This is a genomic window from Agromyces albus, assembly GCF_030815405.1.
Taxonomy (GTDB): Bacteria; Actinomycetota; Actinomycetes; order Actinomycetales; family Microbacteriaceae; genus Agromyces; species Agromyces albus_A.
The window spans coordinates 3,804,337-3,819,413 of sequence record NZ_JAUSWX010000001.1 but is presented as its reverse complement, the minus strand read 5'-3'; the positions used below and the strand labels follow the sequence as shown (position 1 = coordinate 3,819,413).

16 protein-coding genes and 2 tRNA genes are annotated in these 15,077 nt (G+C 66.8%); 5 read left to right on the top strand and 13 right to left on the bottom strand.

The window, feature by feature from the left end; all coding sequences use genetic code 11:
* Positions 1–1,695, top strand: a complete 1,695-nt coding sequence (gene pknB / locus QFZ29_RS18120) for a Stk1 family PASTA domain-containing Ser/Thr kinase (protein ID WP_306895771.1) — start codon at positions 1–3, stop codon at positions 1,693–1,695.
* Between the two features lie 89 nt (positions 1,696–1,784).
* Here pknB and QFZ29_RS18115 read toward each other — a convergent pair whose 3' ends face one another.
* Genes QFZ29_RS18115 through QFZ29_RS18105 form a run of 3 tightly spaced genes read right to left on the bottom strand, consistent with a single transcriptional unit; the run spans position 1,785 to position 3,380 of the window.
* Entirely contained in the window at positions 1,785–2,423 is a 639-nt protein-coding gene (locus QFZ29_RS18115) for an anthranilate synthase component II (RefSeq protein ID WP_306895769.1), read from the bottom strand.
* Positions 2,420–2,581, bottom strand: coding sequence for a hypothetical protein (locus QFZ29_RS18110; protein WP_306895767.1), 162 nt, complete (start codon positions 2,579–2,581; stop codon positions 2,420–2,422). Before QFZ29_RS18110 ends, QFZ29_RS18115 begins: the two co-directional genes overlap by 4 nt.
* Position 2,582: 1 nt before the next feature.
* On the bottom strand, positions 2,583–3,380 hold the full coding sequence (locus QFZ29_RS18105; RefSeq protein ID WP_306895765.1) for a class E sortase: 798 nt from the start codon (positions 3,378–3,380) through the stop codon (positions 2,583–2,585).
* Positions 3,381–3,452: 72 nt separating this feature from the next.
* Here QFZ29_RS18105 and QFZ29_RS18100 point away from each other — a divergent pair, with 72 nt between their 5' ends.
* Complete coding sequence (locus QFZ29_RS18100) at positions 3,453–3,692, top strand: cell division protein CrgA (RefSeq protein ID WP_129520370.1); 240 nt, start codon at positions 3,453–3,455, stop codon at positions 3,690–3,692.
* Between the two features lie 132 nt (positions 3,693–3,824).
* Here QFZ29_RS18100 and QFZ29_RS18095 read toward each other — a convergent pair whose 3' ends face one another.
* On the bottom strand, positions 3,825–4,592 hold the full coding sequence (locus QFZ29_RS18095) for a rhomboid family intramembrane serine protease (RefSeq protein ID WP_306895763.1): 768 nt from the start codon (positions 4,590–4,592) through the stop codon (positions 3,825–3,827).
* 151 nt (positions 4,593–4,743) lie between these two features.
* Positions 4,744–5,283, bottom strand: a complete 540-nt coding sequence (locus tag QFZ29_RS18090) for a peptidylprolyl isomerase (RefSeq protein WP_306895761.1) — start codon at positions 5,281–5,283, stop codon at positions 4,744–4,746.
* 119 nt (positions 5,284–5,402) lie between these two features.
* Here QFZ29_RS18090 and QFZ29_RS18085 point away from each other — a divergent pair, with 119 nt between their 5' ends.
* Both QFZ29_RS18085 and QFZ29_RS18080 read left to right on the top strand, forming a co-directional pair.
* A complete protein-coding gene (locus tag QFZ29_RS18085; protein ID WP_306895760.1) occupies positions 5,403–5,927 on the top strand; it encodes a hypothetical protein in 525 nt (174 codons plus the stop codon).
* Positions 5,928–6,526: 599 nt separating this feature from the next.
* Positions 6,527–6,727: a hypothetical protein gene (locus tag QFZ29_RS18080; RefSeq protein ID WP_306895758.1), complete on the top strand. Its 201-nt coding sequence runs from the start codon at positions 6,527–6,529 to the stop codon at positions 6,725–6,727.
* A 210-nt stretch (positions 6,728–6,937) separates the two neighbouring features.
* On the opposite strand, the gene QFZ29_RS18075 is transcribed toward QFZ29_RS18080, so the two are convergent.
* Positions 6,938–7,384, bottom strand: a complete 447-nt coding sequence (locus QFZ29_RS18075) for an NUDIX hydrolase (RefSeq protein ID WP_306895756.1) — start codon at positions 7,382–7,384, stop codon at positions 6,938–6,940.
* An 80-nt stretch (positions 7,385–7,464) separates the two neighbouring features.
* Here QFZ29_RS18075 and QFZ29_RS18070 point away from each other — a divergent pair, with 80 nt between their 5' ends.
* Positions 7,465–7,866 (top strand): DUF1801 domain-containing protein, encoded by a 402-nt coding sequence (locus QFZ29_RS18070; RefSeq protein WP_306895754.1) that lies wholly within the window; start codon positions 7,465–7,467, stop codon positions 7,864–7,866.
* A gap of 89 nt (positions 7,867–7,955) precedes the next feature.
* On the opposite strand, the gene QFZ29_RS18065 is transcribed toward QFZ29_RS18070, so the two are convergent.
* The 7 genes from QFZ29_RS18065 to recF all read right to left on the bottom strand — a co-directional run bounded on the left by QFZ29_RS18065 (position 7,956) and on the right by recF (position 15,036).
* Positions 7,956–8,028 (bottom strand) — tRNA-Ala (locus QFZ29_RS18065).
* A gap of 49 nt (positions 8,029–8,077) precedes the next feature.
* A tRNA-Ile gene (locus QFZ29_RS18060) sits at positions 8,078–8,151 on the bottom strand.
* 63 nt (positions 8,152–8,214) lie between these two features.
* On the bottom strand, positions 8,215–8,619 hold the full coding sequence (locus QFZ29_RS18055; RefSeq protein WP_129520375.1) for a DUF3566 domain-containing protein: 405 nt from the start codon (positions 8,617–8,619) through the stop codon (positions 8,215–8,217).
* A 6-nt stretch (positions 8,620–8,625) separates the two neighbouring features.
* Positions 8,626–11,151 carry a DNA gyrase subunit A gene (gene gyrA, locus QFZ29_RS18050; protein ID WP_373426277.1) on the bottom strand — a complete coding sequence of 842 codons (2,526 nt, stop codon included), beginning with the start codon at positions 11,149–11,151 and terminating at the stop codon, positions 8,626–8,628.
* 79 nt (positions 11,152–11,230) lie between these two features.
* Entirely contained in the window at positions 11,231–13,240 is a 2,010-nt protein-coding gene (gene gyrB, locus QFZ29_RS18045) for a DNA topoisomerase (ATP-hydrolyzing) subunit B (RefSeq protein WP_129520377.1), read from the bottom strand.
* Positions 13,241–13,286: 46 nt separating this feature from the next.
* A complete protein-coding gene (locus tag QFZ29_RS18040; RefSeq protein WP_306895748.1) occupies positions 13,287–13,844 on the bottom strand; it encodes a DUF721 domain-containing protein in 558 nt (185 codons plus the stop codon).
* Positions 13,837–15,036: a DNA replication/repair protein RecF gene (recF, locus tag QFZ29_RS18035; protein ID WP_306895746.1), complete on the bottom strand. Its 1,200-nt coding sequence runs from the start codon at positions 15,034–15,036 to the stop codon at positions 13,837–13,839. The genes QFZ29_RS18040 and recF overlap by 8 nt, the downstream gene beginning before the upstream one ends.
* Between the last annotated feature and the right edge of the window lie 41 nt (positions 15,037–15,077).

The following is a 15,077-nucleotide window of genomic DNA, read 5'->3' as shown; positions in this document are numbered from 1 at the left end:
GTGAGCGATGAAGGACGCATACTCGCGGGGCGATACCGCGTCGGTGCCCTCATCGGGCGCGGCGGCATGTCCGACGTGCACGTCGGTTCCGACACTCGTCTCGGCCGTCAGGTCGCGATCAAGCTCCTGAAGCCGCAGCTCGCCACCGATCCGGCGTTCCGCATGCGCTTCCGACAGGAGGCGCAGTCCGCTGCCCGAATGGCGCACCCCACGATCGTGCGGGTCTTCGACGCCGGCGAGGAGACCGTCGTCGACGCGGCCGGGCAAGAGGTGCAGCTGCCGTTCATCGTCATGGAGTTCGTCGAGGGGCGACTGCTCAAGGAGATCATCCACGACGGCCCGCTCGAGGCCGCCGCGGCAGTGCGCGTCATCGACGGCGTGCTCACCGCGCTCGAGTACTCGCACCGCGCCGGCGTCGTGCACCGCGACATCAAGCCCGGCAACATCATGATCACCACCACGGGCCAGGTGAAGGTCATGGACTTCGGCATCGCCCGTGCCGTCTCCGACGGGTCGACGACCGTCGCGCAGACCACGGCGATCCTCGGCACCGCCTCCTACTTCTCGCCCGAGCAGGCCAAGGGCGAGGTCGTCGACGCGCGCACCGACCTCTACTCGACCGGCGTCGTGCTCTTCGAGATGCTCACGGGCCGTCCGCCGTTCCGCGGCGACACCCCCGTCGCAGTCGCCTACCAGCACGTCAGCGAACGCCCGGTGAAGCCGAGCGTCATCAACCCGAAGGTCTCCCCCGCGCTCGATGCCGTCGTGCTGCACGCCCTCTCGAAAGACCGGGCTCAGCGGTACCAGTCCGCCGCGGAGTTCCGCGCCGACGTCGACGTCGCGGCATCCGGTCGCGTTCCCGTTCATCGGGAACCCAATCAGGCGACCCTGCTCTTCGGTGCACCCACCGGCTCGCTCTCGACCTCCGAGCTCGCACTGCGCCAACTCACCGAAGATGAGACGATGACGCGCACCCAGCGTCGCCCTCCAGCGATCTGGATCTGGTCGGGCATCATCGCCGTCGTCGTCATCGTCGTCGCCGTCATGTACTGGGCGTTCAACCTGCAACCCACCGACGACCTACCATCGACCTCGCGTGAGATCCCGGTGTTCACCGGCATGACCTTTGAACAGGCCGCCGAGCAACTGCAGGAGCTGGGCCTGCCGGCGACGCGCATCGACCAGACCGACGACGAGGTGCCCGCGGGCGAAGTCATCCGCACCAACCCCGCCTCCGGCGAGATCGTGAACGTCGGCGTCGCCGTGAGCATCTACGTATCGACCGGGCGCGAGGCGGTGACGGTTCCCGATGTCAGGAACAAGCCCCTCGACCAAGCGAAGGCAGACCTCGAAGCGGCCGGGCTCGTTCCGGGCACCGAAACCCGGCAGACCTCTCCATCCGTGCCGGCCGACACGGTGATGGGCACCAGCCCAGAACCGGGCACCTCGGTGGAGACCGGGTCCACCGTCGACTTCACGCTCTCGAGCGGCCTCGTGACGCTCTCCGACCTCACCGGGCAGACGCTCGCCGCTGCATCCTCCTACCTCTCCGCCGAGAACCTGCAGCTGAACCCCGTGCCGAAGCCCGACCCGTCGTGCAAGTCGCAAACCGGGTCACCGGTAACGCAGCAGTCGCTCGCCCCCGGCGACGTGCCGCAGCATTCCGACGTCGAGCTCACCTACTGCGCAGGTTGACCCGCGCGGGGGTCGAGTAGCGCCGGGCGAAGCCCGACGCGTATCGAAACCACCCACGCCCTGACGCCGCGAGCCAGCGACCCGACCGCTCAGCTCACCCGCACGAGCGGGTTCAAGTGGAGGGCGCGCTCACGAGCCTCCGGCAGGCCGGCCACGGCGAGCCAGTTGCCGAGCATGCGATACCCGCCCTCGGTGAGCACCGACTCGGGGTGGAACTGCACGCCGTAGATCGGCGCCCGTTCGTGCCGGAGCCCCATGATGACCCCGCCTTGTGTGCGACTCGTCACGATGAGTTCGCTCGGCACAGTGCCGTCGACGACGGCGAGCGAGTGGTATCTCGTGGCCGTGAACGGCTGCGGCACCCCGTCGTAGAAGGCGCTGTCGTCGTGCGTGATGCGCGAGGTCTTGCCGTGCATCAGCTCTTCGGCGTTCGTCACGACGGCCCCGAACGCCTCGGCGATCGCCTGGTGGCCGAGACACACGCCGAGGATCGGCTGCCCGGTCGCGAGTGCGGCATCGACGATCGGGATCGACACCCCGGCGTCGGCAGGCTTCCCCGGCCCGGGCGAGATGAGCACCGCGTCGTACTGCGCGATGCGAGCAGGCACGTCGGATGCCTCGATCGCGTCGTTGCGTACCACTTCGGTCTCGGCGCCGAGCTCCTGCAGGTAGCCGTTCAGCGTGTAGACGAAGCTGTCGTAGTTGTCGAGTACGAGAATGCGGGTCATTGCTCCCCTACCGTGACGTCGATCGGATTCAGGTAGGCGTCGACCAGTGGGAACACCCACGTGAAGAGCGCGAACACCACCGCCGCAGCGAGGATGAGCACGAGGATGATGCGCAGCCACACGGGGCCGGGCAGCACGCGCCAGAGTGCACCGTACATATCAGGACTCCCAGGTGGCGACGATCGAGGCGATCTCGGCGGGTGGGCCGGCGGAGATGGGCTGCCATGACTCGAGCACCCCGTAGGCGACGATGCGCTCGTCGGTTGAGTAGAGGGGGTTGCAGGTCGTGAGCGTGATGATGCGATCGGTCGGCTGCAGCTCGGGGCGGTGCGGCACCGGCGAGAGCACATCGACGGCCTCGGGGACCACGTACTCGAAATCACGGAATCGGTAGGTGTACCAGCCGTCTTGCGTCTGGATGTAGATCGCGTCGCCGAGCTGGAGCTGCTCGACCTCGTGCATGCCGCCGCCGTACGCACTGCGGTGAGAGGCGATCGCGAAGTTGCCCACCTGTCCGGGCATCTGCGTGCCTGGGTAGTGGCCCACACCGAGGTAGTTGCTGTTCAACACATCGAGCCCGATGCCTTCAGCCACGCGCCGCTGCGAGTCCTCACCGAACCGGGGCACGTACATGATCGCGAATGCCTCGCCGCTGGCGCGTTCTGCCGGGCCGACGACCGGGTCGCCGTAGTCCGCCGGCTCGGGCGGCGCCTCACTGCCGCGCGCGGCGCGATCGGCCTCGATCCATTCGGAGCTGAGGTCGGATGCCGCGCTCGACTGCTGACCGGCCATGATCGCGTCATTCCACCACAACTGCCAGCCGAGGAAGAGCAGGATCAGCACACCGGCCGTGAGGAGCAACTCGCCGAGGATGCCGACGATGCTCACCGGGCGACGGCGACGCTCATGACGTCTGGCACGCCGATCGTCGCTCATCCCGGGCTCCGAATCGGACATACTCGCGATTCTAGCTCGCACGCTGAAGAGCCCGGCTGTGTGGGGCCGGTTCACTCGGATAGAATCTCCCTCATGGCACGTACGAAATCATCGAAGCCCGCGCGCGCAGAACCGGCAAGCGGCGAAGAGGCGCCGAACCCGGTGTGGTTCAAGCCCGTCATGTTCGGCTTCATGCTGCTCGGGCTCGCCTGGATCATCGTCTTCTACGTGAGCCAGGGTCGGCTCCCCATCCCCGACCTGAACTCGTGGAACATCCTCGTCGGCTTCGGCATCGCCTTCATCGGCTTCCTCATGACCACTCGCTGGCGCTGACCAGCTCATACGACGAAGAGGGCGGGTGCTGCGGCATCCGCCCTCTTTCGTCCATTCCCCCGTGCCTTCCACCGAGTTATCCACAGGCTCACGATCAGGCCGGAGACCCATTGGCCCCCGAACTGGCCACAACTACATGCGTGTAACTCTCCCCAGCTGTGGAGAGAGCTGTGGATAACTCAGCAGGTAGCCGATCGGCAGCATGAAGTACCGCAGGCTGAGCAGCAGGAGCACCACTACGAGCGCGGCGAGCAGCCACACCTGCAGCGCCTGTTGCGATCGCTTCCGCGTCTCGATGTAGATCCAGCCGACGATCGCGCCGACGAGGAAGCCGCCCAGGTGCGCCTGCCACGCGATGTTCAGCCCGGGCAGGAATCCGATCACGAGGTTGATGCCGAGCAGCACCAAAAGCTGGGTCGTCTGCCCTCCGAGCCGCCGTTGGATCACGAGGAATGCGCCCATGAGCCCGAAGATGGCGCCGGATGCCCCGACGACGGGCACGAACGGACTGCTGAGCCAGAGCACGCCGATCGAGCCGCCGAGGCCCGCGATCAGGTAGAGCGCAAGGAATCGCGAGCGGCCGAGCATGCCCTCGAGCAACTGGCCGAAGATCCACAGCGTGTACATGTTGAGCAGCACGTGGAAGATGAGGCCGGTGGAGTGCACCAGCATCGTCGTGAGCATGCGCCACGGCTCGAAGCTGCCCGGGGCCGAGTAGCCTCCCGCGTACAGCAGCTCGCTCGTGACGCCGAGGCCGGGAACCAGCTGCAGGAGGAAGACCGCGAACGTGACGGCGATGATCGAGTACGTGACGATGGGCCCGCCGCCGCGGGCGACAGAGCGAAAGCGTGTGAGCGCGACCGGCTTCGTGCGCGGCACCGAGGCGCGCTGCTCACGCATGCACTCGGGGCAGATCACTCCGACCGGTGCCGGTGTCTGGCACTCGTGGCAGATCGTGCGCCCGCATCGCTGGCACAGCACAAAGCTCTGCCGATCCGGATGCCGGTAGCAGGTGTTCGCACGCTCGGGCCCGGCCTCACTCACTGCCGTGTCAGGCCTGCTCGATGGTGACGCTCTCGAGCACGACGTCTTCGAGCGGCCGGTCGCGGCCGTCGGTGGCCACGGAGGCGAGCTTGTCGACCACGGCCTGGCTGGCGGCATCCGTCACCTTGCCGAAGATGGTGTGCTTGCCCTGCAGCCACGTGGTGGGGCCGACGGTGATGAAGAACTGCGAGCCGTTGGTGCCGCGGCCGCCCTGGAGGCCGGCGTTCGCCATCGCGAGCACGTAGGGCTCCGTGAAGTCGAGCTCGCCGTTGATCTCGTCGTCGAACTGGTAGCCCGGTCCGCCCACGCCCTGGCCCAGCGGGTCGCCGCCCTGGATCATGAAACCGGGGATGATGCGGTGGAAGACGACGTCGCGGTACAGCGGGTCGGTGGTCTTCTCGCCGGTGGCGGGGTGGGTCCACTCGATCTCGCCGATCGCGAGGCCGACGAAGTTCTTGACCGTCTTCGGTGCCTGGTGGCTGTAGAGGTCGACCTTGATCGGGCCATGGTTGGTATTGAGGGTCGCGACAGCGGTGGGAATGGGCATGCCCTTATTCTGTCACGCACGGATTCGTCAACCGGCATGCGGTATTCGCACTCCCACCTCGCGTACAGCCGTTTCGGTGGCAAGATGGAGGAGTTCGCTGCACAACGATGGAGGTCGAGATGAGCCTGTCACGCAAGCGCCGGAAGGAACTCAAGCGGCTGCAGAGCAGTGCGGAGGAACTCTGGGGGGACCAGCAGCACGTGCTCGAGCACGCCAACGCCGTCGCTCGCGAGGCGAGCCGCCAACTGGGCCACATCACACGCGAAGAAGTCGTTCCGCGTGTGCGCACGGGGTACGAGAGTTATGTTCGTCCGGGAGTCGACCAGGCACGCCACGTCGCGCGCAGCACCGGCGAGGCCGTCGAGCGCAAGGTCGTTCCCGCGATCGGCAACGCTCTCGGCGCCGTGATGTCGATCGGTGACGTCGCCAACGACGCCCGAGTGCGCCGGGCCGTGGCCCGTATCGCGCCTCGTTCGCTCGTTCCCCAGAAGAAGGGCCCCGGAGCGGGCACCTATCTCGCCATCGGCGCCGGCATCATCGCGGCCGCCGGAATCGCGTATGCCGTCTGGCAGACCTTCCGGGCCGATGACGAGCTCTGGGTGGCCGACGACGAGCCCTCAACTGGTGCTGCAACCGACATCTGAGTACCGTAGGTTCACGAACGGCCTCGCCTCTCCACAGGCGGGGTCGTTCACCAGTTAACGCGTTGGATCCCGATTCTCGACGAATCTGAGAATCGACCTTGCACTCCACGTGAGAACACCGATAGTGTCGCATTCGGTAACGAACGACCGAAGCCCTGAGAGGAGTTGATCCCAATGATGAAGCACATCTTCGTCCCAGCATCCTCTGCCGCCCACACGGGAGTCCTCCTCACGTATCGGGCCGGCTGATTCAGCCCCGGCGACACGCCTCCTTGCGCGTGATCGCCACCTCCGCCCCTCGGGCGTGACCCGCGGCGCGTGCCGCAGCATCCGTCGACCGATCGCGTCGCCACCGCAACGACTTCGGTGAATCGGATGCCGCGCACGGCTTCCCGGCCATCCCGTCCCGGCGACTGACGCCCAGCGCGCTGCGATTCGGCGCGCCTCGCGATCCGAACGCCCACTCTGCCCACCACCGCGCCATGCCTGGCCCCTGTGCCTCGACGCGCATTCAGCACCATCCACCACCCACACCAGAAGGAAACGAAGTGAATACCAGTTCTCTCACCGCAAGTCCGCCCCGATCGGAGCAGGCAATAGTGATCCGTGTCCAGGCACGCCAGCTGCGCGAGCGCATCGCCGTGCGCGCCGGTCTCGCGTTGATCGCGTGGGGTCGACGTCATGACGAGCACCGCACCCACGTCGCCATGTACGAGCGCCGTCACAACGAGCAGGTCGCGAACCGGCTTCGTGACGACGAGTTCATCCGGGCCGTGCTTCTCGCGCGTCCGCTCATCTGACGCCATGCGCGCCAACACCACGATTCCCCCGCTGGTCGACGTCGTCGCCCGCCGCGACGGCGCCGGCCGCGGGGGATCGTCATGCACACTGCGCGGCTGCGTCGCGGATGGTTCGGCCTGTCGGGTCGGAGCGTCGGCGTCGCGGCCGCGCAGCGTGCCTTCGTCAGCACACCCCGACAACGGCGGCCGGCTTCGGCCATGCCGCCTCGGCTACGGAGCGGCCGGCGGCACTCCGTCGGCGGGCTCTGCAGCGTTCAGTCGCAGCGCGATGTCGAGCAGGCTCACACGCCGGAGTCCAGGCACCTCGTCGAGCGCGAACCAGCGCGCCTCGTCGCTCGAGCCACCGATCTCGTTTCGAAGCTCGCCGCTGATGACTTCCGCCCGGTAGACCACCCGCATGGCATAGAGCGGCGACGCACCGGTGTGTCGCTTCGACGCGGGCACGACCATCGTGTCGATTCCGAGCAATCGATCGACGGATGCCTCGTAGCCGGTCTCCTCGAGGATCTCGCGCTTCACCGCCTCGATCGGGTGCTCCGCCCCTTGCACACCGCCGCCCGGCAGCGTCCATCCGGACCGGCCGTGCTCGTTCCAGTGCGAGAGTAGGATCTGCTCGTCACGAATGATCACTCCATAGGCGGCGATGCGGATGTCCATCCCGTCACTGTAGCGGGAGCATGGCGCAGCGGCGCCGGTCGGCGCTAGGGTCGTGACATCCGATGCCGCAAGGAGCCCGCGTGACCGATAGGACGAACGGCGCCGTTCGCTCGACCGAGGTCGACGAGTTCCTCGTCGGTCTGGAGCATCCGCTCGCCTCGGAGCTGGCCCAGATGCGCGAGCGGATCCTCGAGATCGCGCCCGCGGACGCGGTCGAGAACGTGAAGTGGAAGGCGCCGAACTATGCAATCGACGGCGTCGATCGCGTCACGCTCGGGGTGGATCCGCGCGGCCGCATGAGGGTGGTGCTGCACCGCGGGGTGAAGCGAGTGGACGCCGACGGCTTCACGTTCGACGACGACACCGGCCTCATCGTCTGGCCTGCTCCCGACCGCGGTGTCATCACCCTCGCTTCAGGAGCGGAATACGCCGAGCACGCCGACGCCATCAGCGGACTCGTCGCCCGCTGGTTCAGCGTCTAGCGGGGAGCAGCGCAGCGACGGGAGTCCCTAGCGGAGGAACGACACGCGACTGGCGGCGACCGCGGTGCCTATCGTGCTGATGAATACTGTGGAGCCTAGGAGATTCGAACTCCTGACATCCTGCTTGCAAAGCAGGCGCTCTACCAACTGAGCTAAGGCCCCGAACCCGGACGCCGGAGCATCCGAGAATTATTTTCTGGAATTATCTGAGTGGGGATACGAGGACTTGAACCTCGGACCTCTTCGTTATCAGCGAAGCGCTCTAACCGCCTGAGCTATATCCCCGAAATTGGCCGAGTGAAAGACTACCCGACCCGGCGGGATTCTCCGAATCCTCGCCGCTCTTCATCAGTTGTTGGTGAACCCGACGAGGATGCCACCCGTGATCTTGACGCTCAGGTTGTAGAGCACCGCGAGGATCGCTCCGAGCGCGGTGATCACCACGAGGTTGAGCAGCGAGGCGACGACCGCGAAGCCCATCACGTTGCCGAGAGAGAGCACCGCCGTGAGGTCTCCACTTGACCCGGCGACGTCTTGCACGAGCGAGTTGACCTGCTCGAAGATGCCCGTCGAGTTCAGCACCGTGTGGACGAGGAACGTCGCGACGATGCTGACCACTGCGAGGCAGACCGCGACGAGGAACGAGAGCTTCACCGCCGACCAGAAGTCGATGTAGACGAGCCGGAGGCGCACCTGCTTGGCAGGGGTCTTCCGGTTCGACTTGCGGGCCAGCTTGTCGGCGACGCTACTCATAGACGATTACTCCTCTTCCGCGGTTTCGGCTGCCTCGGTCTCGGCGGCCTCCTCCACGAGGTTGCGCTCGGAATTCTTCGCGATCGCGATGATGCGGTCGTCTTCAGCGAACTTCGCGAACACGACGCCCATCGTGTCCCGGCCCTTGGCTGGAACCTCGGCGACGTCAGAGCGTACCACCTTGCCGCTGGCAAGGACCACAAGCACCTCGTCGCTCCGAGAGGCGATGAGCGCGCCCGCAAGATCGCCGCGGTCTTCACTGAGCTTCGCGACCTTGATGCCGAGGCCGCCGCGTTGCTGCTTGCGGTACTCCTCGACCCGGGTGCTCTTGGCGTAGCCGCCCTCGGTGACGACGAAGACGTAGGTGTCGGAGGGGCTGAGCTTCTGGCCGTTGCTCTCCTCGCCGCCGGCGGCGGACTCGATCGCCTCGGATTCGCCATCCGAACCGGCGACGACGGATGCCTCGAGCAGGCTGTCTCCGCCGCGGAAGCTCATGCCCTTCACGCCAGATGTGCTCCGGCCCATCGGGCGGAGCGCGGCATCCGTCGCCTCGAAGCGGAGCGACATGCCCTTCTTCGAGACGAGCAGGATCTCGTCGTGTTCGTCGGCGAGCATCGCCGAGACGAGTTCGTCGTCTTCACGCAGGCTGATCGCGATGATGCCGCGCGAACGGTTCGTGTCGTAGGCCGTGAGCTCGGTCTTCTTCACGAGGCCGTCGCGCGTGGCGAGTACCAGGTACTGCGCGACGGCGTAGTCGCGGATGTCGAGGATCTCGGCGATCTGCTCGTCGGGCTGCATCTCGAGGAGGTTGGCGAGGTGCTGGCCCTTGGCGTCGCGGCCGCCCTCCTGGATCTCGTAGGCCTTCGCACGGTAGACGCGGCCCTTGTTCGTGAAGAAGAGGAGCCAGTGGTGCGTCGTGGTGACGAAGAAGTGCTCGACCACGTCGTCGGCGCGCAGCTGCGCGCCCTTCACGCCCTTGCCGCCGCGGTGCTGCGAGCGGTAGTTGTCGCTGCGCGTGCGCTTGACGTAGCCGCCGCGAGTGACGGTCACGACCATCTCCTCTTCGGGGATGAGGTCTTCGACCGACATGTCGCCGTCGTAGCCGGGCATGATGTGCGTGCGGCGCTCGTCGCCGTACTTGGCGACGATCTCGGCGAGCTCTTCGGAGACGATCGTGCGCTGGCGCTCGGGCGACGCGAGGATCGCCTGGAAGTCGGCGATCTCGGTCGCGAGGGCGTCGGCCTCATCGATGATCTTCTGGCGCTCGAGGGCCGCGAGGCGGCGCAACTGCATCTCGAGGATGGCGCGTGCCTGCAGGTCGTCGATCTGGAGCAACGACATGAGCCCGTCGCGGGCTTCGTCGACGGTCGGCGAGCGGCGGATGAGCGCGATGACCTCATCGAGCGCGTCGAGCGCCTTGAGGTATCCGCGCAGGATGTGCATGCGCTCCTCCGCCTTGCGAAGACGGAACTGCGTGCGCCGCACGATGACGTCGATCTGGTGGTCGACCCAGTGCGCGATGAAGCCGTCGATCGACAGGGTGCGCGGGATGCCGTCGACGATCGCGAGCATGTTCGCGCCGAAGTTCTCCTGCAGCTGCGTGTGCTTGTACAGGTTGTTCAGCACGACCTTCGCCACAGCGTCGCGCTTCAGCACGATCACGAGTCGCTGGCCGGTGCGGCCCGAAGTCTCATCGCGGATGTCGGCGATGCCCGACATCTTGCCGTCTTTCACGAGGTCGGCGATCTTGATGGCGAGGTTGTCGGGGTTCACCTGGTAGGGCAGCTCGGTGACCACGAGGCACGTGCGGCCCTGCAGCTCTTCGACGCTCACGACGGCGCGCATCGTGATCGATCCGCGGCCCGTGCGGTAGGCGTCGTTGATGCCCTTGACGCCGAGGATCTGCGCACCCGTGGGGAAGTCGGGGCCCTTGATGCGCTGGATGAGCGCTTCCTGCAGCTCTTCACGCGTGGCTTCGGGGTTCTCGAGGTACCACTGGGCGCCGGATGCCACTTCGCGCAGGTTGTGCGGCGGGATGTTCGTCGCCATGCCCACGGCGATGCCGACGGAGCCGTTGACGAGCAGGTTCGGGAAGCGCGCCGGCAGGATGGCAGGCTCTTGCGTGTGCCCGTCGTAGTTGTCTTGGAAGTCGACGGTGTCTTCGTCGATGTCGCGAACCATCTCGAGCGCGAGCGGGGCCATCTTCGTCTCGGTGTACCGAGGCGCGGCGGCGCCGTCGTTGCCGGGCGAACCGAAGTTGCCCTGGCCGAGCGCGAGCGGGTAGCGCATGCTCCACGGCTGCACGAGTCGCACGAGCGCGTCGTAGATCGCGGTGTCGCCGTGCGGGTGGTACTGCCCCATCACGTCGCCCACGACGCGAGCGCACTTCGAGAAGGACTTGTCGGGCCGGTAGCCGCCGTCGTACATGGCGTAGAGGACGCGGCGGTGCACGGGCTTGAGGCCGTCGCGCACCTCGGGCAGCGCCCGGCCCACGATCACGCTCATCGCGTAGTCGAGGTAGGAACGCTGCATCTCGAGCTGCAGGTCGACCTGGTCGATCTTTCCGTGCACGCCGGGGCCGTCGTACCCGTCGTCGCCGGGATTCAGAACATCAGATGTCAAGGAAACGCACGTCCTTCGCGTTCTTCTGGATGAAGTTGCGGCGGCTCTCGACGTCTTCGCCCATCAGCGTGGTGAAGATCTCGTCGGCGGCTGCCGCATCGTCCATGGTGACCTGGAGGAGCGTGCGGGACTCGGGGTTCATCGTGGTCTCCCACAGCTCCTGGTGGTTCATCTCACCGAGGCCCTTGTAGCGCTGGATCCCGTTGTCTTTCGGGATGCGCTTGCCAGAGGCGACGCCGGATTGGAGCAGCACGTCGCGCTCCTTGTCGGAGTACACGAACTCGTGCTCGGAGTTGGTCCACTTCAGGCGGTAGAGCGGCGGCTGGGCGAGGTAGACGTATCCGAGCTCGATAAGCGGCCGCATGTAGCGGAACAGCAGCGTGAGCAGGAGGGTCGTGATGTGCTGGCCGTCGACGTCGGCGTCGGCCATGAGCACGATCTTGTGGTACCGGGCCTTCTCCGTGTTGAAGTCTTCACCGATGCCGGCGCCGAACGCCGTGATCATCGCCTGCACCTCGTTGTTCGCGAGCGCGCGATCGAGTCGAGCCTTCTCGACGTTGAGGATCTTGCCGCGGAGCGGGAGGATCGCCTGCGTCTCGGGGTTGCGGCCCTGCACGGCGGAGCCGCCGGCGGAGTCGCCCTCGACGATGAAGATCTCGGACAGCGACGGGTCTTTCGACGAGCAGTCCTTGAGCTTTCCGGGCATGCCGCCCGACTCGAGGAGGCCCTTGCGCCGGGTCGCCTCACGCGCCTTGCGCGCCGCGATGCGAGCCGTGGCCGCCTGAATCGCCTTGCGGATGATGTCGCGTGCCGGACCGGGGTTGCGCTCGAACCAGTCGCCGAGCTGGTCGCCGGTGACCTTCTGCACGAACGACTTCGCCTCGGTGTTGCCGAGCTTGGTCTTCGTCTGGCCCTCGAACTGCGGTTCGGCGAGTTTCACCGAGATCACTGCCGTGAGGCCCTCGCGCACGTCGTCGCCGGAGAGGTTGTCGTCCTTCTCCTTGATGATGCCCTTCTCGCGGGCGTACTTGTTCACGAGCGACGTGAGCGCCGCACGGAAGCCCTCTTCGTGCGTGCCGCCCTCGTGGGTATTGATCGTGTTCGCGTAGGTGTGCACCGACTCGGTGTACGACGTGGTCCATTGCATCGCGACCTCGAGGGCGATCTTGCGATCGGTGTCTTCGGTCTCGAAGGAGATGATCTCCTCGTTCACGACGTCGTTCTTCTTCGAGCGGTTCAGATATTCGACGTAGTCGACGAGACCGCGCTCATAGAGATAGGAATTGGTGCGAGGCCCGGCTGGCACGGTGTCGGACGCCGCCGTGTCGTCGGGGTCGATCTCGATGTGGCCGCTGCGCTCGTCGGTGAGGGTGATGCGCAGGCCCTTGTTGAGGAAGGCGTACTGCTGGAAGCGGGCGCGGAGCGTCTCGTAGTCGAACTCGACGGTCTCGAAGATGTCGGGGCTCGGCCAGAACGTGATGGTCGTGCCGGTCTCGTCGCTCGGGCCCGCCTCGATGAGCGGAGCGTCGGGCACGCCGACGGTGTAGGACTGGGTCCACACGGAGCCCTGGCGCCGAACCTCGACATCGAGCCGTGAGGAGAGGGCGTTGACGACGGATGAACCGACGCCGTGCAGCCCGCCGGAGACCGCGTATCCGCCGCCGCCGAACTTGCCGCCGGCGTGCAGCACCGTGAGCACGACCTCGACCGTGGAACGACCCTCGGTCTTGTGGACGTCGACCGGGATGCCTCGGCCGTCGTCGATGACGCGCACGCCGCCGTCGGGGAGGATCGTCACGTCGATCGTTGTGGCATGGCCCGCAAGCGCCTCATCGACGGAGTTGTCGACGATCTCGTAGACGAGATGGTGCAGGCCTCGGGGACCCGTCGAGCCGATATACATACCCGGCCGCTTGCGAACCGCTTCGAGCCCCTCGAGTACCTGGATCTCATCAGCACCGTATGCCGGCGTCTGGGGCTTCGTCGGTTCCGCTGTCATGGGTGAATCGGGCTCCTGACCGTCGTTCTAGCGACTCTCGATCTTATCAAACGGAGAGTCGCTCCGAGGCCGGAAGCGCCGATCTGCCGCGATGAAGCAAGCGGATCGACCGATTTTGTCCGATCAGCCGTAGGTATCGCGTGGACCACGCCCTGGAACCGATCTGGGGACCCCTTTTCCAGGTGGGGGCGTCAGGCCCCTGGAAGCGGATCGTCTCGACACCCGCGCCGGGGAACCGGGCGACGATCTCGGTGACCAGTTGCGTTCGCATCAGACGCAATTGCGTGGCCCACGCGGTGGACTCGCAACGCACCTGCAGCACACCGCCTTCGATCGCGATCGGCTCCGAGTGCTTCGCGGTCTCCTCGCCGGCGATCTCGCCCCACGACGCGAGCACTTCGTGCTGCGACATCGGTCCGCTCCAGCCGAGCTGGTTCGTGAGGCCGGCGATCGCGTCGCCGAGGGGCTTCGGGTCCCGGCCGGGTGTGAACGGCTCACTGCCCGAGATCTCCTTCGCGCGGTTGCGGGCCCGCGCCGACCGCGGCCTCGACTCGCCGCCGAAGACCTCGCGGAAGTGCTGGTACACGCGAGAAGCCTCAGTCATGGCCCACCTCCGCCGCCATTCCCGTTTCGGGAGCGCCGGATTCGACGATTGTTCCGGCGTCGATCTGCACGATACGCGCCGTGAGCGGCACCGGCACGTCTTCGAGCACCGCGGCGGTCACAAGCACCTGCTCGAAGCCCGCGATCGCGAGGGCGAGCCGCTCGCGGCGAAGCCGGTCGAGTTCGGCGAAGACGTCGTCGAGCACGAGCACGGGATCACCCGTCGTCGAGTCGCGGCGAAGCAGTTCGGCGGATGCCAGGCGCAGCGCGAGCGCGAACGACCACGACTCGCCGTGGCTCGCGTAGCCCTTCGCGGGCAGGCCGTTGAGCAACAGCACCACGTCGTCGCGGTGCGGTCCGGCGAGCGTGACGCCCCGCTCGAGCTCCTTCGGCCGGAGGCCGCGGAGGGCCTCGACGAATCGGGTGCGGGTATCGCCGCGAGCTGCGGATGCCGCAGCGGCATCCGTTTCACCGCGCTCGTCGTCGGGATCGGCGCCATCGATCGACAGGAGTGGGCGCAGCCCAGGGGCGTGGTCGGCATCGACGATGGAGCGGTAGGCCGCGGCGAGGGGATCGGCGAGCTCGGCGACGAGGGCGAGACGCTGGTCGATGAGTTCGGAGCCGAGCGCGACGAGCCGTTCGTCCCAGATGTCGAGGGTTGGGAGCTTGTCGGCCGAAAGGCCGCGGGCACGCGCGCTCTTCAGGAGGGAATTGCGCTGCTTGAGCACGCGTTCGTAGTCGGCCATCACGCCGGAGAGTCGTGGTGTGCGCTGCACGAGCAGCTCGTCGAGCATCCGCCGACGCACCGAGGGTTCACCGCGCACGATCGCGAGGTCTTCGGGAGCGAAGAGCACGCTGTGCGCGTAGCGCGGCAACTCGCGCGTCTTCACCGGCGACCGGTTGAGCTGGGCGCGGTTCGCGCCCTGGCGGTTCAGCTGCAGTTCGACGAGCAACTCGCGATCGCCGTGGCTCAGGAGCGCCCGCACGATCGCGGCGTTGGCCCCGGCGCGGATCAGCGCCTGATCGCCGGAGACCCGGTGCGAGCTGAGCGTCGAGAGGTAGCCGATCGCCTCGACGAGGTTCGTCTTGCCCTGGCCGTTGCGGCCGACGAACACCGTGGCTCCGGGGCCGAGCTCGAGCTCGGCCCGCTCGTAGTTGCGGTAGTCGGTGAGGGAGAGACGGGCGACGTGCACGCTGGGCTCCCTTCGACGACGCGGCATCCGCGGCATCCGGA